Annotated in this window: 17 protein-coding genes; 9 read left to right on the top strand and 8 right to left on the bottom strand. The window is 68.3% G+C overall.

The window, feature by feature from the left end:
- Positions 1-171: 171 nt before the first annotated feature.
- The 3 genes from ACOABP_RS22505 (at position 172) to ACOABP_RS22495 (ending at position 3,025) form a co-directional block, all read left to right on the top strand.
- Complete coding sequence (locus ACOABP_RS22505; RefSeq protein ID WP_474230399.1) at positions 172-1,377, top strand: cytochrome P450; 1,206 nt, start codon at positions 172-174, stop codon at positions 1,375-1,377.
- A gap of 20 nt (positions 1,378-1,397) precedes the next feature.
- Positions 1,398-1,754 carry an antibiotic biosynthesis monooxygenase family protein gene (locus ACOABP_RS22500; protein ID WP_474230397.1) on the top strand — a complete coding sequence of 119 codons (357 nt, stop codon included), beginning with the start codon at positions 1,398-1,400 and terminating at the stop codon, positions 1,752-1,754.
- 143 nt (positions 1,755-1,897) lie between these two features.
- Entirely contained in the window at positions 1,898-3,025 is a 1,128-nt protein-coding gene (locus ACOABP_RS22495) for an extracellular catalytic domain type 1 short-chain-length polyhydroxyalkanoate depolymerase (RefSeq protein ID WP_474230396.1), read from the top strand.
- Here ACOABP_RS22495 and ACOABP_RS22490 read toward each other — a convergent pair.
- Together ACOABP_RS22490 and ACOABP_RS22485 are read right to left on the bottom strand one after the other, a co-directional pair.
- Positions 3,022-3,387 carry a 2Fe-2S iron-sulfur cluster-binding protein gene (locus ACOABP_RS22490; RefSeq protein WP_474230395.1) on the bottom strand — a complete coding sequence of 122 codons (366 nt, stop codon included), beginning with the start codon at positions 3,385-3,387 and terminating at the stop codon, positions 3,022-3,024. The two genes, ACOABP_RS22495 and ACOABP_RS22490, sit on opposite strands and share 4 nt — an antisense overlap.
- Positions 3,388-3,391: 4 nt before the next feature.
- On the bottom strand, positions 3,392-3,997 hold the full coding sequence (locus ACOABP_RS22485) for an IMPACT family protein (RefSeq protein ID WP_474230394.1): 606 nt from the start codon (positions 3,995-3,997) through the stop codon (positions 3,392-3,394).
- 196 nt (positions 3,998-4,193) lie between these two features.
- Here ACOABP_RS22485 and ACOABP_RS22480 point away from each other — a divergent pair, with 196 nt between their 5' ends.
- Positions 4,194-6,179, top strand: a complete 1,986-nt coding sequence (locus ACOABP_RS22480) for a PhoX family protein (RefSeq protein ID WP_474230393.1) — start codon at positions 4,194-4,196, stop codon at positions 6,177-6,179.
- 110 nt (positions 6,180-6,289) lie between these two features.
- Positions 6,290-6,913 carry a DUF938 domain-containing protein gene (locus ACOABP_RS22475; RefSeq protein ID WP_474230392.1) on the top strand — a complete coding sequence of 208 codons (624 nt, stop codon included), beginning with the start codon at positions 6,290-6,292 and terminating at the stop codon, positions 6,911-6,913.
- Positions 6,914-7,090: 177 nt separating this feature from the next.
- Here ACOABP_RS22475 and ACOABP_RS22470 read toward each other — a convergent pair whose 3' ends face one another.
- The 6 genes from ACOABP_RS22470 to ACOABP_RS22445 all read right to left on the bottom strand — a co-directional run bounded on the left by ACOABP_RS22470 (position 7,091) and on the right by ACOABP_RS22445 (position 14,408).
- Positions 7,091-7,855, bottom strand: a complete 765-nt coding sequence (locus ACOABP_RS22470; RefSeq protein WP_474230391.1) for a sulfite exporter TauE/SafE family protein — start codon at positions 7,853-7,855, stop codon at positions 7,091-7,093.
- A 136-nt stretch (positions 7,856-7,991) separates the two neighbouring features.
- Positions 7,992-8,960 carry a tripartite tricarboxylate transporter substrate binding protein gene (locus ACOABP_RS22465; protein ID WP_474230390.1) on the bottom strand — a complete coding sequence of 323 codons (969 nt, stop codon included), beginning with the start codon at positions 8,958-8,960 and terminating at the stop codon, positions 7,992-7,994.
- 124 nt (positions 8,961-9,084) lie between these two features.
- The gene (locus ACOABP_RS22460) at positions 9,085-10,533 is read right to left on the bottom strand and encodes an efflux transporter outer membrane subunit (protein WP_474230388.1); all 1,449 of its coding nucleotides are present in this window, start codon (positions 10,531-10,533) and stop codon (positions 9,085-9,087) included.
- Positions 10,530-11,711 carry an HlyD family secretion protein gene (locus tag ACOABP_RS22455; protein ID WP_474230387.1) on the bottom strand — a complete coding sequence of 394 codons (1,182 nt, stop codon included), beginning with the start codon at positions 11,709-11,711 and terminating at the stop codon, positions 10,530-10,532. The genes ACOABP_RS22460 and ACOABP_RS22455 overlap by 4 nt, the downstream gene beginning before the upstream one ends.
- Complete coding sequence (locus ACOABP_RS22450; RefSeq protein ID WP_474230386.1) at positions 11,708-13,366, bottom strand: MFS transporter; 1,659 nt, start codon at positions 13,364-13,366, stop codon at positions 11,708-11,710. The genes ACOABP_RS22455 and ACOABP_RS22450 overlap by 4 nt, the downstream gene beginning before the upstream one ends.
- Before the next feature lie 106 nt (positions 13,367-13,472).
- Positions 13,473-14,408: a LysR substrate-binding domain-containing protein gene (locus tag ACOABP_RS22445; protein ID WP_474230384.1), complete on the bottom strand. Its 936-nt coding sequence runs from the start codon at positions 14,406-14,408 to the stop codon at positions 13,473-13,475.
- 155 nt (positions 14,409-14,563) lie between these two features.
- Here ACOABP_RS22445 and ACOABP_RS22440 point away from each other — a divergent pair, with 155 nt between their 5' ends.
- From ACOABP_RS22440 to ACOABP_RS22425, 4 genes are all read left to right on the top strand, one after another.
- On the top strand, positions 14,564-15,736 hold the full coding sequence (locus tag ACOABP_RS22440; RefSeq protein ID WP_474230382.1) for a CaiB/BaiF CoA transferase family protein: 1,173 nt from the start codon (positions 14,564-14,566) through the stop codon (positions 15,734-15,736).
- Between the two features lie 10 nt (positions 15,737-15,746).
- On the top strand, positions 15,747-16,589 hold the full coding sequence (locus tag ACOABP_RS22435; RefSeq protein ID WP_474230380.1) for an HpcH/HpaI aldolase/citrate lyase family protein: 843 nt from the start codon (positions 15,747-15,749) through the stop codon (positions 16,587-16,589).
- Between the two features lie 300 nt (positions 16,590-16,889).
- Positions 16,890-18,254: a TolC family protein gene (locus ACOABP_RS22430; RefSeq protein ID WP_474230379.1), complete on the top strand. Its 1,365-nt coding sequence runs from the start codon at positions 16,890-16,892 to the stop codon at positions 18,252-18,254.
- Positions 18,238-19,437 (top strand): efflux RND transporter periplasmic adaptor subunit, encoded by a 1,200-nt coding sequence (locus tag ACOABP_RS22425; protein ID WP_474230378.1) that lies wholly within the window; start codon positions 18,238-18,240, stop codon positions 19,435-19,437. The genes ACOABP_RS22430 and ACOABP_RS22425 overlap by 17 nt, the downstream gene beginning before the upstream one ends.
- The last annotated feature ends 10 nt before the right edge of the window (positions 19,438-19,447 follow it).

Raw genomic sequence — 19,447 nt, 5'->3', positions numbered from 1 at the left:
TGGCGATCGAGGACAGGACCGGGGCTTATGCCCCGGTTTTTCGTTGGGGCGCGCCGGCTGATCCATGCGAGCCCCATTTGTCCCGCATTCGACATTTCACGACACGACGAACCTTTCACGGGCCGCGCACTGCGAATATGGCGACATCGCCAGTTCAGCCGGAAAACCGTGATGAATTCGTCCCTTGATGTCCCGCAGGCGTTGCCCCCTTCGGCCGAGACGGCGGTCGCCCCCGCCGACCCTATTGCCGCGGTCACGCATCCCGATCCCTATCCCTGGTATCGCCAGCTCGCACGCACGCGTCCGTTCCACTACGACGTCACGCTGAAGCTATGGGTGGCCGCCAGCGCGGCAGCCGTGGCCGAAGTGCTGGATCATCCCGCTGCCCGCGTGCGCCCGCCCGGGCAGCCCGTGCCGCCCGCGCTGGCCGGAGGCCCCGCCGGCCAGTTGTTCGGCCGCCTGATGCGCATGAACGACGGGCCGGCGCACGCAGCCTTGAAATCCATCGTGCTGCGCCGGCTTGCGGGGCTCGACCTGGGCCTGGTGCATGTGCGTGCCCACGCGCTGGCAGCGGGGCTGCCGCGCATGACCGACGACGATGCGCACGAGGCCACGCGCTGGATGTTCACCTTGCCCGTGCTGACCGTGGCAGACCTGCTGGGCCTGCCGCTCGAACGCGATGCCGACGGCCATGTCTCCACGCGCGTGGCCGGCTTCGTTTCCACCTTTGCCATGGCAATGTCGCCGCTGGCTACGCCGGCGGAAGTGGAGGCCGGCGCGGCAGCTGCGCAATGGCTCACGCAGTGGACACACGACTGTGCGCCCGCCGCACCGGCCGGCAGCCTGCTGCAGAGCCTGTCGCGGGACACCGCGCTGGCTGGCATCGATGCCCCGGCGATGGTTGCCAACGCCATCGGCCTGATGATCCAGGCGTGCGAGGCCACGGCGGGCTTGACCGGCAACACGCTGGTCCATCTGGCGCGCACCGGCCAGTTGCCGGGCCCGGCCGATCCGGTCGACCCGCTGGTGGCGCAGGTGGCCCGTCTGGACCCGCCGGTGCAGAACACGCGGCGTTTCATGGCCGCCGATGCCATCGTGTGCGGCCAGCCGGTTCGCGCCAACGATGCGGTGCTGGTGCTGCTGGCCGCCGCGTCCCATGATGACGCCAGGCGCGACGGCGCTGAGGCGGCTACCCGCCCGTGGACATTTGGCGCCGGGCGCCATGGCTGCCCCGGCGATGCGCTGGCCCAGGTGCTGGCCGCCAGTACCGTGCAGGCGCTGCTGTCGCGTGGCATGCGGCCGGCGCGCCTGGCCGATCGCGTACGCTATCGGCCATCGGTCAATGCACGCATTCCGCAGTTCTCCGTACAACCATGAACCGTGACAAGGAGCCCCCGATGATTGCCGTCATTTTCGAAGTCGAGCCCGCGCCCGGGCGCCAGGACACCTATCTGGATATCGCCGCCCATCTGAAACCGACGCTGGAAGCCATCGACGGCTTTATCTCGGTGGAGCGCTTCCAGAGCCTGACGACCCCCGGCAAGCTGCTGTCGCTGTCGTTCTTCCGCGACGAAGCCGCCGTGATGGCCTGGCGCAATACGCTCGACCATCGCCAGGCCCAGGCGGCCGGGCGCGGCGGCGTGTTCGCCAACTACCGGCTGCGCGTGGCGCAGGTACTGCGCGACTACGGCCTGCACGAGCGCGACGAAGCGCCGGCCGACAGTCGCGCCGTGCATGATGCGGGCGGCCAGTGACAAGGCGGTAGGCGGGGCGGCTGCGGCCTGGCGCTTTCCGACGCGTGGATTCATGACAATCTGACATATTCGCCCCGTAGACTCGTGCATCATCGCAGCGGAGGTATGACCACGCAGCAGCGGAAACGAAAGGGCGATGCGGCATGAAACGGCGCACTGGCGGCACGAAGTTGTGGGCAACGCTGAGCAAACAGGCGACGCGCAGCGCACGCCAGTTCAGCCGCACGGTCACGAAAACCGTGACCGACCCGATGATGCGCGCGGCCAGGCAGCAGAGCCAGGCCGTCAGCAAGGCCATGGGGCGCGCCGTGGGCAAGGTGGCGCGGCAGGCGTTGACCGGTGTGGTCACGCCGGCGCGCGCACCGGTCAGCAAGGGCGGCGGATCCTGGGAGGAGGGCCAGTGGGGCTTCAGCCTGGGGATCGGCCGCATGGGGCAGCGCCGCTACCGGGTGTTTGTCCCGCCTGGCGTCAGCGCGGCCCGGCCGGCGCCATTGCTGGTCCTGCTGCACGGCTGCGGGCAGGATGCCGCCAGTTTTGCCGCGTGCGCCCGCGTAGCCGCGGTGGCGCGCGACGCGCGCTGGGTCGTGCTGATGCCCGAGCAGTCGATGCAGGCTAACGCCCAGCGCTGCTGGAACTGGTTCCGGCCCGCCGCGCGCGGCGCATCGGAAACCGCGCTGCTGATGTCGATGATCGACCATGTCAGCCAGCGCTACGCCATTCTGGCGAACCGTGTCTGCGCGTTCGGCCTGTCGGCTGGCGGCGCCATGGCGATGATGCTGGGGCTGCGCTATCCGGATCGCTTCGCGGCCATCGGTTCCCATTCGGGCGCCGCCCCCTATAGCGCCATCAACGCCACGCAGGCACCCAAGGCCATGCGCGGCGAACGGGCGCCCGACGCCGTGGCGGCCCGCCTGGCACTGGCCGGGCGTTGTCCGCCGCCGCTGCTGCTGCTGCATGGCGACGAAGACAGCGTGGTGTCCTATGACAATGCCACCTCCACGGCGGCGATGTGGCTGGAGTTGCTGCCACCCGGCAGCCCGGCACCCGTCGCACTGCCCGCCAGGCGTGTGCGGCGTGGCACGCGGCGTGCCGTGGACGTGTTCGACTGGCAGGCCGGACCCCGTCCCTTTCTACGCGTGGTCAAGGTGGAAGGGTTGCGCCACGCGTGGAGCGGCGGCGCGCCCGGGCAGGCGTTCTCGGACCCGGGCGGGCCCGATGCCCTCAAGATTGCGCTTCGTTTCTTTTCGGTGAACGGCCGCCAGCGCGATTAAGCCGTGCCGGTGTCGCCTGCGGTCTCCCGGCGAAGCCAGTCCGCGCCAACCGGCTCGAACACCACATCGCTGGTAGGGCATGCCACGCAGGGCAGGATGAATCCGTCATCCTTTTCGTCAAGACTCAGGCCGGGCCATTCGATCCGATAGCGCACGCTGCCCGCGTGCAGCTTGCTCATGCAGGCGCGGCAGGTGCCGTTGCGGCAGGAACTGGGCAGGCTCAGGCCATCGAGCAGGGCGCTTTCGAGCAGGCTGAGCGACGCGGGCGCGGCAAAGCGCACCTGGCCGGGCAGCACCTGCGCCGTGAATTCCCGGTTGTCATCGAGGATGTCGACGGGCATGCCGTATTGCGACTCGGCCATGCGGCTAGTCCTGGTGTGCCGGAAACCCGGCGCGGCCATGGGTGGCATCGCGCAGGGCCGCCTGCGCCTGTTCGCGCAGCGCGGCCGGCAGGCGGATGACCAGCGTGGCCAGCGCACCGTAGCGGGTCTCGGTCAGCGTGCAGCCCGCATCGCCCGACTGCTCGATCCAGCGGCGCACGCGCGGTTCGTCCGGGTAGTCGACCAGCACGGTCAGCGTGGCATAGGCGATGCGCTCGATGCGTGCCGCATCCTTGAGCGCGACCGCGATGGCGTCGGTATAGGCGCGCACCAGGCCACCGGCGCCAAGCTTGATGCCGCCGTAATAGCGCACCACGGCGGCCAGCACGCCATCCAGGTCGTGGTGGCGCAATACCTCGAGGATGGGCCGGCCCGCCGTGCCGGACGGCTCGCCGTCGTCGGACATGCCCGATTGCCCGCCCGCCAGCAAGGCCCAGCAGACGTGCGTGGCCGCAGGGTGCTGGGCCCGCAGGTCCGCAATCACGGCCATCGCCGCCTCGCGATCGGGCACCGGCACCGCCAACGCAATAAAGCGGCTCTTGCGTATCTCGATCTCGGCGTGAACGGGGGCGGCTAGCGTGAAGGTGGGCAAGGCAGGTCTGGCAATCGGCAGGCAGGAGGGGCGAGTGTAGCGCAGCCCGTCGCGGCACCGATTGTGTGACAGCTTGCTGACCGTCAAATACTTGTCATGAAAGCGCCTTACCATCCGGACGGGGCAGATGCCGTTCCTGCCGCAGCGCGTGATTTCAGAAGAACTATCAGACACCCACCAGAGCCCACTGAATCCCATGTCCGACCAGACCGTCAATGCCCGTCGCCGTGCCCTGAAAATCCTGGGCGGCGCCCCGATGCTGCCGCTCGGCGCGGCTGCCGCCAGCCTGGCAGGCGGCATGTCCGCCATGGAGGCCGCCTTTGCCGCAGCACCGCGCCGCAAGGCCGCCGCCTTCGCGTCGGCCACGTTCACCGGCATGGCCGCGCCCACGCTGGACAACGCCGCGGCCATGGCTACCACGACGGTGGGTTCGTCGCTGAAGGTGTCGTATGCCGACGGCACGGAGCAGGACTACACGCTGGCCTACCAGCCGTTCTTCGTCACCGGCGACCTGGTGCCGGACGGCAAGGGCGGCAAGGTGCTGGCCGGCGGCTACTACGACATCCAGAACCGGCCGATCATGGACACCTCGGTGCCGGGCAAGACGCGCCATTTCTATTCCGATGCTCCCGACGGCAGTTCGCTGCTGACGCTGCGCAACGCCAGGGGGCGCGGCGTCAAGGGCAACACGGTGTTCGCGGTGGTGCAGTTCGAGTACACCACGCGCGACCAGGCCGACGCAGAGATGCACGGCATGCTGCCGTCGCCCATCGCCGTGCTGACGCTGGACCAGGACCCCAGGACCGGCAAGCTGAGCCTGGTGAGCTATCACAACGTGGACACGTCTGGCGTGAACGGGCTGTGGATCACCTGCGGCGCGAGCCTGTCGCCCTGGAACACGCACCTGTCGAGCGAGGAATACGAGCCCGACGCGGCCAGGGCCAGCACCGACAAGAAGCTGCGTGGCTTCAGCCAGCACCTGTATGGCGATGCAGGACGCGCCAATCCGTACCACTACGGCCACCTGCCGGAAGTGACCGTGAACCCCGACGGCACAGGGTCGATCCGCAAGCACTACTGCCTGGGCCGCATCTCGCACGAACTGGTGCAGGTCATGCCCGACGAGCGCACGGTGCTGATGGGCGACGATGCCACCAATGGCGGCCTGTTCATGTTCATCGCCGACCGTCCGCGCGACCTGTCGGCGGGCAAGCTGTATGTGGGCAAGTGGCACCAGACATCCGGCACCGGCCCGGGCGCGGCTACGTTGTCGTGGATTCCGCTGGGCAGCGCCAGCAGCGACGAGATCCGCAAGCTCGTGGACAGCGGCATCAAGGTCACGGACATCATGGACGTGCAGTTCAAGGACCCGGAGGATGCGAGCTACACCCGCATCCTGTTCGACGGCAAGCCGAACTGGGTCAGGCTCAGGCCGGGGCAGGAAAAGGCCGCCGCGTTCCTGGAAACCCACCGCTACGCCGCGCTGGTGGGTGGCAGCCTGGGTTTCACCAAGATGGAAGGCACCACCGTCAATATCGCCGACAAGAAGGCGTATTCGGCCATCTCGCGCATCGAGTCCAGCATGCTGGCCGGCAATGCCGCCAATGCGGGCGATATCCGCGTGGAAGGCCCGTACTCGGGCGCGGTCTACGAGCTGAACCTGCGCGGCGCGCAGTCTGACCAGGCGGGCGCCCGCATCGACAGCGAATGGGTGCCGGTCGACATGGCGGCCGTGCCGGCGCTGGTTTCGGAAGACCTTGGCGGTGGCCCGAAGAAGGCGCAGGACGCGCTGGGCAACTACGCCAACCCGGACAAGGTGGCCACGCCGGACAACCTCAAGTTCTCCGAGACGCTGCGCACGCTGTTCATCGGCGAAGACAGCAACACGCACGTGAACAACTTCCTGTGGGCGTACAACGTCGACACGAAGCAGCTGTCGCGCGTGCTGTCGTGCCCGGCCGGTGCGGAATCCACCGGGCTGCACGCGGTGGACGAGATCCACGGCTGGACCTACATCATGAGCAACTTCCAGCACGCCGGCGACTGGGAAAAGGGGCTCCATGACAAGGTGAAGGGCACGCTGGACCCGCTGGTGCGCGCCAACTACAAGGACCGCTTCGGTGCGGCCGTCGGTTACCTGACGGCCACGCCGTCGGCGTTGCGGCTGAACCGGCGCGCGTAACGCACGCATCGGACCTTTCCGACCCTGTCTGACTACGCAGGCAGGGCAGGCCTGCTACCCTGTGGGCTGGCGCCAGGCGCATCGCCCGGCGCACGCTCACAGGAATCCCCATGACACAGCCCGCCGCAGACCTGACCGCGCGCCGCATGGCGCCCGCCACTGACCGCAACCGCGCGCCCATCCTGGCCGTCTTGCGCGACGCCCTGCCGAAAACCGGCACGGTGCTCGAGATCGCCAGCGGTACCGGCCAGCATGCGGTCTACTTCGCGGCCGCGCTGCCCGGGCTGACCTGGCAACCCAGCGACCCCGATGCCACGCACCGCGAATCGATCGCGGCCTGGACGGCTCACGACAAGACTGCAAACGTGCTGCCGCCCCTGGCCATCGACGTCAGGCAGGAGCCCTGGGGCATCGACGCGGTGGATGCCATCGTCTGCATCAACATGATCCACATCGCGCCATGGGCCGCTGCCGAGGCGCTGTTCGCCGGCGCCGGCCGCCGCCTGTCGCCGGGCGGCGTGCTGTATCTCTATGGTCCGTACCGCCGCAACGGCGCGCATACCGCACCGAGCAACGAAGCATTCGACCGGCAACTGCGCGTGGCCGATGCCGAATGGGGCGTGCGCGACATGGAAGCCGTGATCGCACTGGGCGCGGCGCAGGGCCTGACCTGCGCAGAACCGGTTGCCATGCCGGCCAACAACTTCAGCCTGGTGTTCCGCAAGGCCGCTTGAGGGCTGCGCGCAATGGAATGTTGCGGCATGGCGGTGTGCTTCCGCGTTCTGCCACCAGCAGTTCATGCATTCTCGGCAAGCGTGCGCTGACGCTCGACGCCCGGCATGGCGAGATAGTCTGCCTGGTCGGCATTCCGCGATGAACAGGGATAGTGCGATCAGCGCGTGACGGACTGCCTACCCCCGCACCAGCATCACCACCGCCGTTGCAATCAGGCATACCGCGAATGCCGCGCGCAGGCGTCGCTCGGGCATGCGGTGGGCCAGGGCCACGCCCCAGGAGATTGTCAGCATGCCGCCGAGCGACAGCGGGATGCCGCTGTACCAGTCCACATGACCGGCGTGCGCGTAGGTGAGCAGGGCGACCACGGCGCCGGGCGTGACCAGGGCCAGGGCCAGCCCCTGGGCGGCGGCCTGGCGCATGCCGAACAGGCCGACCAGGGCAGGGGCGGCTACCACGCCACCGCCCACACTGAAGAATCCGGAGAACGCGCCGCCGACCACGCCAACCGCCGGAATCCAGGATGCGGATACGCGGGCCTGCTGGTGTGTCGCGGCGCGGCCGGGCAGTAGTCGCCAGAGGAAGTAGAGGGCCAGTCCGATCATGAACACGGCGAAGATGCGGCGCAGCAGGGCGGCGTCGATCGACGTGGCAAGTCTTGCGGAAAGATAGGTGGACAGCATGGCCGACAGGCCAAGGACGACGGCGGTCCTGAGATCGATATCGGCGCGCTTGCGGTATTGCCAGAAGCCGATCACGACATTGGGCGCGATCATGACCAGTGAGGTGCCTTGCGCCAGCTGCTGGTCCATGCCGTACAGCAGGCCGATGGCGGGAATGGCGATCAGGCCGCCGCCGATGCCGAACAGGCCGCCGACGCCGCCGAGTAGCCCTCCAAGTCCGAAGATGAGCAGGGCGGACAGCAACGAATGGTCAGGCATGGCGAATCAGGGGCGGGTACGGATCTGGCGAGCCCCGATGATACGCGGACATGGAGCAGACATTAGGGAAATTACCGACACGAAGCCGGTCGCGCAAGGCGGGGATCGGCGGCCCCCGCCCTGACTGCCGGGCCGATCAGTCCACCTGGGCGCCCGACTGCTTGACGATCTTCGCCCATTTGTCGATATCGGTGCGCAGCGTGGTGGCCAGCTGCTGGGGCGTGCCGCCCAGCGCTTCGGCGCCCTGCGCGGCCAGCTTGTCGCGCAGCGACTTGTCGGCCAGCGCAGCCTGCATGGCCGTGGACAGCTTCTGCACGACGTCCTTCGGCGTGCCGCGCACCGCGAACAGTCCGACCCACAGGTCGCCGCTATAGCCGGGCACGGTTTCGCCGATGGCCGGGATATCGGGCGCGAACGGCGACCGCTTGGCCGAGCTGACGCCCAGCGCGCGCACCTTGCCGGCCTTGATGTGCGAGAGCACCGACGGCAGGCTTGCGAACGCCATCGGCACCTGGTTGCCCAGCACATCGTTCAGTGCGGGCGCCACGCCCTTGTACGGCACGTGTTCCAGCTTGATGCCGGCCGTCGTGTTCAGCATTTCGCCCAGCAGGTGGTTCAGCGTGCCGTTGCCGGCCGAACCATAGCGATAGAAGTCGGGCTTGGCCTTGGCCATCGCGATCAGTTCCGACATCGACTTGGCCGGGAAGGCCGGATTCACCACCAGGACGTTGGGCACGGTGGCAACCAGCGAGATCGGTTCGAAATCCTTGACCGGATCGAACGGCACGCTCCGGTAGAGCGACGGGTTGATGGCCTGCGTGCTGCTGATGGTCATCAGCAGCGTATAGCCGTCGGGCGTGGCGCGCGCGGCAGTCTGCGTGCCGATATTGCCGCCGGCGCCGGGACGGTTTTCCACTACCACCTGCTGGCCGATCCGCTGCGACAGGTCGGCTGCCACCAGCCGCGCAACGATGTCGTTGGAGCCGCCGGGTGCCTGCGGCACGATCATCTGGATCGGTTTCGACGGATAGGTGTCTGCCTGGGCGTGGCCGATGGCGGCTGCCGCCAGCGCCAGGCCGGCCATGGCGCGAAGGGTACGGGTCATGCTGTCTCCTGATGAGTGCGGCCCGGCCGGTGTTATGGAGTCTTGCCGGGCGTAGTGGCGCTCACTCTAGCCCAGGCCTGCACGCAGGAGAAATTCAATCGGCGACTGGCGCCATAAGCTTTTCTTATTGGCCTGCCCCGCCAGGCGGCGGCGCGGCGGCTGGCTCGCGGGCCAGCTGCCAGCCGCCGCCCATCGCCTGGTACAGGGCCACGCTGGCATTGAGCCGATCCGCGTGGGCCTGGATCAGGTTCAGTTCGGCGCTGAACAGTTGCCGTTGGGCATCCAGCTGTTCCAGATAGGGCGAGTAGCCGGCGCGATAGCGATTGGTGGCATGGCGCAGGGCGGCCGCCAGCGCGTCGCGCTGATCGCGCAGCCGTGCTTCCTGTTCGCCCAGTTTCTGTACGGCGGCCAGGTTGTCGTTGACCTCGCGGAAAGCCGTCAGCGCCACGCGGCGGTACGCATAGGCGGCCTCGTCGCGCTGGGCGGCAGCGGCGTCGGCGCCGGCCACGATACGCCCGCCTTCGAACAGTGGCGCCAGCACGCTGCCGCCAAGGGTCCAGATCCGGATCGGATTGGCTAGCCCGGTGACATAGACCAGCCCGCCCGAGGCGGTCAGCGGGATGCGCGGCAGATAGGCCTTGCGTGCGGCGGACAGGCTGGCGTCGGTGGCCGCCAGCGTGTATTCGGCCTGGGCGACGTCGGGGCGCCGCCGCAGCAGTTCGGACGGCAGACCAGCCGGTACGGGCGGTTGCTGCAGTGCCCGCAGCGGCAGGCCGCGCACGATGGTGGCCGCATCGGGATTGCCGACCAGTACGCCCAGCGCGTTTTCCTGCCGTGCCACGGCCAGTTCGGCCTGGGGCACCGCCTGGGCGGTCGATTCATACTCGGCACGTGCCTGTTCGTATTCGAGCTGTGACGTATAGCCGGCCCGGGCACGATCGCGCGCCAGCCGCAGCGCATCGGCGCGCGAGGTCAGCGTCTGGCGCACCACGTCGAGTTGGGCATCGAGCGCCCGCAGTGTGATATAGCCCCGCGCCGCGGCGGCCGACACGGACAGGATGGTGGTGTCGCGTGCCGCCTCGCTGGCCAGCAGGCTGTTGCGCGCGGCGCCCACTGCGTCGCGGATGCGCCCGAACAGATCCACCTCGTACGAGGCATCGAACGCAAGCTGCCCGGTATTGAGCGTGCCCGCCGTGCCAAACGCATTTATGGCGCGGGCGCGCGTCCCGCTGGCCGTGAAGTCCAGTGTCGGGAACAGGTCGGCGCGTGCGATGCGCGCCTGGGCATCGGCCTGGCGCACGCGCGTGACGGCGATGGCGATATCGTCGTTCTGCCCCAACGCCTGGGTCACCAGCGCGGTCAGCGCCGGATCGCCGTAGGTCTGCCACCATTCGCGCTCGATGGCGACGGTGGGGCCCGGGTCCACACGCCAGGCGGTCGGCGGCGCGACGGGCTCCGGCACGGGCGGGCGCGGTCCCATGCATCCGGCCAGCAGCACGGCGATGGCGGGCAGCGCGGCGCGGCGCGTGAGGCGCAGCGCGATGCGGGGCGGAACGCCGATCCGGTGTGTCATCGCGTCGGCGGCCGGTTGGTGCTGGTGTCGACTTCGGCCTGCACCGACATGCCCGGGCGCAGGCGTTCGGCCATCGGCTGGTCGGGGTCGATGGCGATGCGCACCGAGATGCGCTGCGCCACCTTGACGAAGTTGCCCGTGGCGTTGTCGGCGACGATCACCGCGAATTCGGAGCCGGCCGCCGGCGACAGGCGCTCGACGCGGCCGGTCAGGCGGGCGTTGTCCAGCGCATCCACGCGGAACGTGGCCCGCTGGCCCGGTGCCATGCGCGCGGTCTGGGCTTCCTTGTAGTTGGCGATGACCCAGCGCTGCGGCGGCACCAGGAACATCAGCTGCGTGCCCGATGTCACGTACTGGCCCAGCCTTGCGCCGATCTGGCTGAGCCGGCCGTCCTGCGGCGCGTTGACGATGGTGTTCGACAGGTCGATTGCGGCCAGCTGCAGGGCGGCGCGCGCCTGTTCCACGGCGGCCTTGAGCCCATCGCGGCCCACGATGATGGCTTCCACATCCTGCCGGGCGATTTCCACCGCGGCGCGCGACTGCTCGACCGCGGCTTCGGCCTGGCGCAGCGCCGCGCGGGTCTGGTCGCGCTCGCGCAGCGACACCGAGCCATCGGCCACCAGTTCGTCCACGCGCTTCATGTCGGCCTGGGCACGCAACAGCTGGGCGCGGGCGTTGTCGGCATTGGCAAGTTGCGACTTGACCGTGGCCTCGCGGGCGCGCTGGGTCTGGTCGGCGTTGGCGAGGTTGGCGATCTGCGTGTTCAGCGACGCACGTGCCTGCGCCACGCGCTGCCGGTAGATCCGGTCGTCGATGCGCAGCAGCACCTGGCCGGTCTTGACCAGATCGAAGTCATGCACCGCTACTTCGGTCACGTAGCCGCTCACCTGCGGGCTGATGATCGTGGTCTGGCCGCGCACATAGGCGTTGTCCGTGCTCTGGATTGCCGGCGAGAACGGCGGCAGGCCCCACGCGTACAGGATGATCAGCACGCTCACCAGCGCCACGACGATGATCAGCGCCGTCAGCCGGCGCGAACCGCGCGGCGGTGCCCAGCCCTTGGGCGCGGTCTCGACCTCCACCGGGTCCTTGAGCCGCTCGGGCTTGCCGGCGGACGGTGGGGCGGCGGGGCGATCGGATGGCTCGGGCGAGGTGGGCGAGTCGGGCGGCGGGGTCAAGTGCCTGTCTCCGTGGATGACGACGGTGGCGGTGGCTTCTTCTCGGGAACATGGCCCGGCACCACCCTGTTCAGGTACAGCGCCAGCAGCCAGACGAACGTGACCGTGGACAGGATGCCGATCACCAGGAACACATCGTTGAACGCCAGCACGTTGGCTTCGCGCGTCACCTGCTGTGCCAGCGCCATGGCGCCCTCGGTCTGGCGCAGCACCGGGTCGGCCAGCACGCGGCTGTAGACGTTGCCCAGCAATTGCAGGCGCGCGGCGTCGAGCGGATCGGACAGGCTGATGCCCTGCACCAGTGCATGCGAATGGAATTTCTCGCGCCAGGTCTGGAACGTGCCCAGCAGCGCCGATCCGGCCAGCCCGCCCAGCGACTGGGTGATGCTGAACAGTGCGGAAAAGCTGACGAAATGGCTCATGCCGCGCTGCAGTGCGCTGCCCATGCCGATCAGCAGCGTCGGCCCCAGGAAGTAGACCGCGGCAAACGCGATCAGCGACTGCGTGAAGTACATGTTCTGCGGGCGCGTCAGGTTCGTCGAGCCGGCGTCGACGAACGCGCCGATCGCGATCAGGATCAGCGAAATGCGGATCGGCCGCCCCAGGTTCTGCGGGTTCAGGGTCAGCGCGCTGGCGGCGATGCCGGCCACGGTAGCCATCGACACGACGATATAGAGCGAGATCAGCTGGTCGTTGCCCATGCCCAGCGCCGTCAGCAGGCCCACCGCGCCATACGGCTGTTCGGACAGCAGGATGCGCACCGAGGTAGCCACCACGGCAAAGCGGATGATCGCCATGCTGCCAAGCCAGCGCGTGTTGAGCAGCGGATTCACGCGGTTGTGCTCGATCCACAGCGCAGCCGCGATCAGGATCACCGCGCCGCACAGCGCGTAGCCGAGCCACGGCGCCTCGGTCCACCACAGGATGCGGCCCTGGCCCAGTACCGCGCACAGCAGCGCCATGCCGGGCGCAAACAGCGCGAAGGTGACGAAGTCGAGCGGCTCGAACGCCTTGATCCGTTCGCTGGGCGGCAGCGGCAGCAGGGTCACCGTCACCAGCGACAGCAGCGACAGGCCAAATTCGAACTGGTAGAGCGTCTGCCAGTTGCCTGCTTCGAGCATGCCCGTGGAAAACGTGCGCGCCAGCGGCGTGGCCAGCTGCGGCACGCCGAAGCCGATCACCACGGCGCGCATGCGATGCCGGGCCGGCAGCGACTGGATGATGTAGTAGAGCGCCAGCGTGGACATGCCGCTGGCCGCGATGCCGTTGGCGGCGCGGGCCAGCAGGGCGGTGGCGAACGAGTGGGTCAGCAGGTGCGCGCCGGTGACCAGCGCGTAGGACAGCAGGAAGACCTTGGTGAAGCGCTGCAGGCCGTACTGCTGGCGGAACTTGATCACCAGCATCGACATGCAGACATTGGTCATGACATAGACCGTGGACAACCACGCGGCCTCGTCGCTGTACAGGCCGAACACCCCCTGGATGTTGTTCAGGTTGGCCACCACCAGCGCGTTGCCGAAGCCGCCGGTCAGCCCGATCAGCACCCCCACGCAGAAATAGGCCACGCGCCGCGGCGTGGGGTGGTCTGGCGTGGCAGGCGACCCCGGCATCGACGGCCGTTCATGCGGCTTGAACTCGTAGCTGGCAGTTGCCATGGCTGACTGGGTAGGCGACGAACGACGAGGGATGTGGCGATGATGCGGGAGGAACCGGCGCGTGGCAAGCGCGGGCCGGGGCGCCGCGCCGGGCTTGGGTCGGCCGCTAGCGGGTTTGCAATGCCGCTGGCGCCAGCGAGCCGCCTTCTGCAATTCTTTCCTTGACGATCTCGCGCAGCACGTCGGCCACGGCCTCTGCCGCGTTGGACCTCGGCAGAGCGCGCGGCCAGCACAGCGACAGCGTGCGCCGCAGTTCGGGCACGATGCGCCGGCGCGGCACGGCGGCGTCGCTTTCGTCGAGCGACGAGGCCGGCAGGATCGTGCAGGCCAGCCCCTCGCGGGCGGCGGCCAGCAGGAACGGCAACGAATCCAGGTCGGCCACCACGTTCAGGTCGATGCCGGCCTGGGCAAAGCGCCGCTCCACCACCTCGCGCAGGCCTTGCGATCCGCTGGGCAGCACCAGCGGGATGCCGTCGAGCGCCTTGAGCGCCACCGTCTCGGTGGCCTTGCCGCGCGGCGCCGGGCCGGGCGGCGCGCCGATCAGGTACAGCGGTTCGCTGGCCAGCGGCTCGGGCTCCACGGCGCGCGACGGTGTATCGCGGAACAGGATGGCAAAGTCGAGACGGTTCTGGTTCAGCAGTTCGGAGATATAGCCGCTCATGCTCTCGAACAGCTGCAGCCGTACCTGCGGGTAGCGCTGTCGCACCGCACGCACCAAGGCCATGCCGAAGGCGGCGGCGGCCGTGGTGGGCAGCCCGATGGCTACGGTGCCCGAGACCTCGGTGCCGGCCACGCGCACGTCGGCTCCGGCAATCTCGATCTGGCGCAGGATATTGCGCACATGCCGGTAGAGCGTCTTGCCGGCTTCCGTGGGGCGCACGCCCTTGGCGCCACGATGTACCAGCGGCACGCCGAATTCGTCTTCCAGCGCGGCCAGCTGCTGCGACAACGCGGGCTGTGCCACGCACACCACCTCGGCGGCGCGGGTCAGGCTGCCGTGGTCGACGATGGCCACGAAATAGCGCATGGCGCGGATGTCCATGATTACGGGTCTCCCCCCTCGGCTTATCAGATATGAAAACTCCAGGGTATTGATTCTACTTATGGTGCCTTCCGCAATCCCTATTTCACATGGCTGGCGGCCGCGGGTAGATTGTCGGCATCGCGCCATGCGCATCTTTCGCCCCCGACACTGCCATGTCCAGACCGCTTGAAGGCATCACCGTAGTCTCGCTCGAACAGGCCATCGCCGCGCCGTTCTGCACCCGCCAGCTGGCCGACCTGGGCGCCCGCGTCATCAAGATCGAACGTCCGGGCCCTGGCGATTTCGCACGCGCGTATGACACCCGGGTGCGCGGGCAATCGTCGCACTTCGTCTGGACCAACCGCTCGAAGGAAAGCCTGACGCTGGACGTCAAGGCGCCGGGCGCCACGCCGGTGCTGGAGGCCCTGCTGGAAAAGACCGACGTGCTGGTGCAGAACCTGGCGCCGGGGGCATCCGCGCGGCTGGGGCTCGACTATGAAACGCTGTCGAAGCGCTATCCGCGCCTGATCGTCTGCGATATCTCGGGCTACGGTGGCGACGGCCCTTACCGCGACAAGAAGGCCTACGACCTGCTGGTGCAGAGCGAATCGGGCTTCGTGTCGGTGACCGGCACGCCCGACGAAGGGGTCAAGGCCGGAGCCTCGGTGGCGGACATCGCCGCCGGCATGTACGCCTACAGCAACGTGCTGGCGGCGCTGATCGAGCGGGGCCAGACCGGGCGCGGCAAGCGTATCGACGTGTCGATGCTTGAATCGATGGTCGAATGGATGAGCTTCCCGATGTATTACGCGTTCGAAGGCGCCGAGCCGCCGCCGCGCGCCGGTGCCGCACACGCCACGATCTATCCCTACGGGCCGTTCCCGACCGGCGACGGCAAGACCGTGATGCTGGGCCTGCAGAACGAGCGCGAATGGGCGGTGTTCTGCAAGGTGGTGCTGCAGGAACCCGAACTGGCCACGCAGGCCGCGTTTGCCACGAACAGCCTGCGCAGCGCCAACCGCGCCCAGTTGCGGGCCCGCATCGTCGAAGCCTTTGGCCGGCTCAGCGCCACCGAGGTGGTGGCGCGCCTGGAAGCGGCGAAGATCGCCAACGCCAGCGTCAACACCATGGCCGATGTGTGGAATCACCCGCAACTGGCCGCCCGCGAGCGCTGGCGCCAGGTGGATACCCCGGCCGGGCCGATTCCGGCGCTGCTGCCGCCGGGCATGACCGATGCGCGGATGGACGCCGTGCCGGGCGTCGGCCAGCACACCGATGCCATCCTGGCCGAAGTGGGCTGCAGCGCGGCGCAGATCGCCAGCCTGCACGCCGACGGTGTGGTCTGAGGAGGGCGGCATGAACACAACCCGCGCCCTGGCGCGCGTCCCGCGCAGCTACCTGTTTGTACCGGCGTCGCGCCCGGAACGTATCGGCAAGGCGATTGCGGCGGGTGCCGACGCCGTGATCGTCGACCTGGAAGACGCCGTCGCGCCGGATGCCAAGACCGAGGCACGCGATGGATTGAATGCCGTATGGCGCACCTTGCAGGGGCAGGCCGACGCGGCTGGCGTGGCGTTGCTGCTGCGCGTGAATGGCGCCGATACGGTGTACTTTGCCGACGATCTTGCGTTTTGCCGGACACAGGCAGTGCAGGCCATCGTCTTGCCGAAGACTGACAGGGCGTCGCTGGCGGCCCTGCGCGCCGTGCTGCCCGATACGCCGTGCCATGCCTTGCTGGAAACCGCTGTCGGTTTTGTCGATCTCCCCGATGTGGCACGTGCGCCCGGCGTCACGCGCCTGCTGTTCGGCAGCATCGACCTGATGTTCGATCTCGATGTGATGGATGACGACCTGCCGCTGCATGCCTGCCGCAGTGCGCTGGTGCTCCACTCCCGCGCCGCCGGCCTGCCCGCGCCGGTGGATGGCGTGTGCACCGCCATCGGCGACGCCCAGGCGCTGGCCGCCGATACGTTGCGTGGACGCCGCTTCGGGTTTGGCGCCAAGCTGCTGATTCACCCGAACCAGGTAGCGGGTGTGCATGAGGGGCTGGCGCCTTCCGATGCCGAAGTGTCATGGGCCCGCCGCGTGGTGGAGCAGGCTGCCGCCGCCCAGGGGGCAGCTATTGCCGTCGACGGCAAAATGGTCGACCGGCCGGTGCTTGAGCGTGCTCAAAGAATCGTGGGCGTCTCAACTAGTTAATATTCTATTAATGTTTTAACGAAAAAACATCCACGCAGCCATTTACGCTTGCGACACGCCAATCGGTGTTTTCCCTGACCGGTGGGTTCGACGCAAATGCTGAAATTTATCGGCAGGATGAAAGCCGCTTGTAATCAAGATGCTGTCAAATGCGCATGGGAGATCGTGCGCTGTCCGGCATAAGGAATAAAGGGGCGCCATTCGGGCAAGAAAGAACAATAAAAGTCACTTGTCCGGTGCACCATTCGGGTGGCACGGTCGTTTACTGCAGACTGAAAGTCGACTTGAGCCAGACTGATCGTGCATTTTCCTGTTTCCCGTGCCGCCGCGGCAACGCTGCTTGCCCTGGTGGCCAGCGCTGGTCACGCCGCCAGCGAGCCGATGCCGCCCGACGGCCCCTGCGTGCCACCACCGGCCAAGGCTGCCCTGACTTTGGCGCAGGCGCGGCTTGACGCGCTGCGCTGCAACCGCGACATCATTGCCGCCCGCCGGAATGAAGAGGCCAGCCAGGCCGATATCCAGATTGCTTCCCAGCGGCCCAACCCGGTGCTGAGCCTGGGCGTGGCGAATATCAACCCGCACCTTGGCGTGGGCGCCGGCAACCTGCGCAGCAAGACGGTGGACTCGACCGTTCGCGTGGACCAGGTCATCGAGACGGCCAACAAGGGTAATCTGCGTACCGAGGCCGCCCGCAAGGCCAGCGCCGCCGCTGGCGAACAGACCCAGGCGGTGGTGGCCCAGCAGTTGGGCGCCGTGGACCAGGCCTGGTACGAAGCCGCGGTCAGCCAGAACCGCGTGGAAGTGCTGACCGAGACGGTCGGGCTCTACGGGCGGACCCAGCAGGCCAATGAAACACGGCTCAAGGCGGGCGATGTGTCGCGCGCCGACGTGACCAAGCTCCAGCTCGAAACGCTGCGTGCCCAGAGCGACCTGCGCGCCGCCATCGCCGACCACAGCAGTGACAAGGCCGCACTGGCCGCCGCGATGGGCGTGCCCGGCACGCTGATGGACAACCGCCTGGTGGCGGACTGGCCGGCGCCCGATGCGACGGTGCCGCCGTTCGACCCCGAGGTGCTGCAGCGCCGCCCCGACGTGACGGCCGCCGAAGCGCGGCTGGCCGCCGCGGCGTCGCAGCGCGACCTGGCCCGTGCCGGCCGCGTGCCCGACGTGACCGTCGGTGTGCAGTACGAGCACTATCCGGTCTCGGAAGCCAATACCACCGGCAGCGGCAACAGCTACGGCGCCTTCGTGTCGATTCCGCTGTTCGTGCGCCACAGTTTCGGCGGCGAGGCGCGCCGTGCCGAGGTTGACTACTACGCTGCGCTGGATGACCGCAACCGCATCCTGCTCGAGGCCCAGAACGAGATCGGCAGGCTGCGTGCGCAGCTGGATGCCGCCCGGGCGTCGCTGCAGCAGATGCGCGAATCGGTGCTGCCGGCCGCCGAAAGCGTTGCCAACAGCGCAGAATTCGCCTATTCGAAAGGGGCCAGCGGCGTGCTGGACCTGCTCGATGCACGCCGCGCGCTGCGCCAGACCCGTGTGGATGCCGTGGAGGCACAGGGCAACTATGCCAAGGCATTGTCGGCATACCTGACCGCGCTCCAGTCCACTCAATCCGATATCAACAAGCTTCCCCAGGTTCGTACCGATGCGTCGCGCCCTTAATATCCCGTCTCTCTCCGGCCGTTTCCGCATGGCCGCCGTGGTGTCGCTGTGCGCGCTGGCATTGGCCGGCTGTGGCAAGAAGGAAGTCCCGGAAAACGATGACGAGCCGAAGATCACCGGCCAGACGATCACGTATCCGGCCAGCGTGAAGGCCCTGTCGGGCGTTGTCGGCCAGCCCGTGCAAAGTGGCGGCGACCGCATGCTGAGCATGCCGGGCCGCCTGGTCTGGAACGAGGACAAGACCGTGCGCGTTGCCACGCCGTTCGTGGGTCGCGTGATGGAAATCATGGTGCAGCCAGGCACCGCGGTGAAGGCCGGCCAGGCACTGGCCATGCTGACGTCGCCCGACTACGGCGTGGCCCAGGCCGACGCCCGCAAGGCCGCCGCCGACAGCGCCGTGGCCGCCAAGGCCCTGGCCCGCCAGCGCGAGCTGTACCAGGCTGGCGTGATCGCCCAGAAGGACCTGGAGCAGTCCCAGGCGGACAACGCCCGCGCTGCCGCCGACCTGGCGCGCACCCAGGCCGCGCTGCGCATGTATGGCGCTGGCGGTGGCGATGCCGTGAACCAGCGCTTTGCGCTGCGCAGCCCGATCGACGGCCTGGTGGTGGAGCGCAATATCAATCCGGGCATGGAAGTGCGTCCCGACCAGCAGCCCAACGCGCCGCTGTTCCTGATCACCGATCCCAGCACGCTCTGGGCGCAGCTCGACGCCACCGAGGCCGACCTGGGCCTGTTCAAGTCCGGCATCAACGTCCAGCTGATCAGTGCCGCCTACCCGGGCGAGACGTTCACGGGCACCGTGGTGAAGATCGCCGACTATGTCGATCCGTCCTCGCGCAGCGTGAAGGTGCGCCTGGCGGTGCCCAACGCCGACCGCCGCCTGAAGGCCGAAATGTTCGTCACGGCCAGGCTCCAGGCCGCGTCGTTCCAGGGCATCGCCGTGCCGTCCAAGGCCGTGTTCCTGGCCGACAACAAGAACTATGTGTTCGTGCGCACGTCCGCCGCGCCGTTCGTGTTCGAACGCCGCGAGGTCAAGCTGGGCGTGTCGTTGCCGGGCACGACGGAAGTGGAGTCGGGCCTGAAGGCCGGTGATGTGGTGATCACCGACGGCAATCTCTACCTGCAGGACATCCTGCGCGATGCCACCGCGGTGAATGCCGTGCGTGCGGCCGCCAAGCAATAAGGGCGGCCCG

This window comes from Cupriavidus sp. HE11 (assembly GCF_056097175.1).
Note: the sequence above shows the minus strand (reverse complement) of the source record. Positions and strands in the feature narration are given on the sequence as shown.

Excerpts from the sequence above, each read along its gene's own strand:
- ACOABP_RS22505 (WP_474230399.1), top strand. The coding sequence starts at position 172 with ATGAATTCGTCCCTTGATGTCCCGCAGGCGTTGCCCCCTTCGGCCGAG.
- ACOABP_RS22500 (WP_474230397.1), top strand. The coding sequence starts at position 1,398 with ATGATTGCCGTCATTTTCGAAGTCGAGCCCGCGCCCGGGCGCCAGGAC.
- ACOABP_RS22495 (WP_474230396.1), top strand. The coding sequence starts at position 1,898 with ATGAAACGGCGCACTGGCGGCACGAAGTTGTGGGCAACGCTGAGCAAA.
- ACOABP_RS22490 (WP_474230395.1), bottom strand. The coding sequence starts at position 3,387 with ATGGCCGAGTCGCAATACGGCATGCCCGTCGACATCCTCGATGACAAC.
- ACOABP_RS22480 (WP_474230393.1), top strand. The coding sequence starts at position 4,194 with ATGTCCGACCAGACCGTCAATGCCCGTCGCCGTGCCCTGAAAATCCTG.
- ACOABP_RS22475 (WP_474230392.1), top strand. The coding sequence starts at position 6,290 with ATGACACAGCCCGCCGCAGACCTGACCGCGCGCCGCATGGCGCCCGCC.
- ACOABP_RS22470 (WP_474230391.1), bottom strand. The coding sequence starts at position 7,855 with ATGCCTGACCATTCGTTGCTGTCCGCCCTGCTCATCTTCGGACTTGGA.
- ACOABP_RS22465 (WP_474230390.1), bottom strand. The coding sequence starts at position 8,960 with ATGACCCGTACCCTTCGCGCCATGGCCGGCCTGGCGCTGGCGGCAGCC.
- ACOABP_RS22460 (WP_474230388.1), bottom strand. The coding sequence starts at position 10,533 with ATGACACACCGGATCGGCGTTCCGCCCCGCATCGCGCTGCGCCTCACG.
- ACOABP_RS22450 (WP_474230386.1), bottom strand. The coding sequence starts at position 13,366 with ATGGCAACTGCCAGCTACGAGTTCAAGCCGCATGAACGGCCGTCGATG.
- ACOABP_RS22445 (WP_474230384.1), bottom strand. The coding sequence starts at position 14,408 with ATGGACATCCGCGCCATGCGCTATTTCGTGGCCATCGTCGACCACGGC.
- ACOABP_RS22440 (WP_474230382.1), top strand. The coding sequence starts at position 14,564 with ATGTCCAGACCGCTTGAAGGCATCACCGTAGTCTCGCTCGAACAGGCC.
- ACOABP_RS22435 (WP_474230380.1), top strand. The coding sequence starts at position 15,747 with ATGAACACAACCCGCGCCCTGGCGCGCGTCCCGCGCAGCTACCTGTTT.
- ACOABP_RS22425 (WP_474230378.1), top strand. The coding sequence starts at position 18,238 with ATGCGTCGCGCCCTTAATATCCCGTCTCTCTCCGGCCGTTTCCGCATG.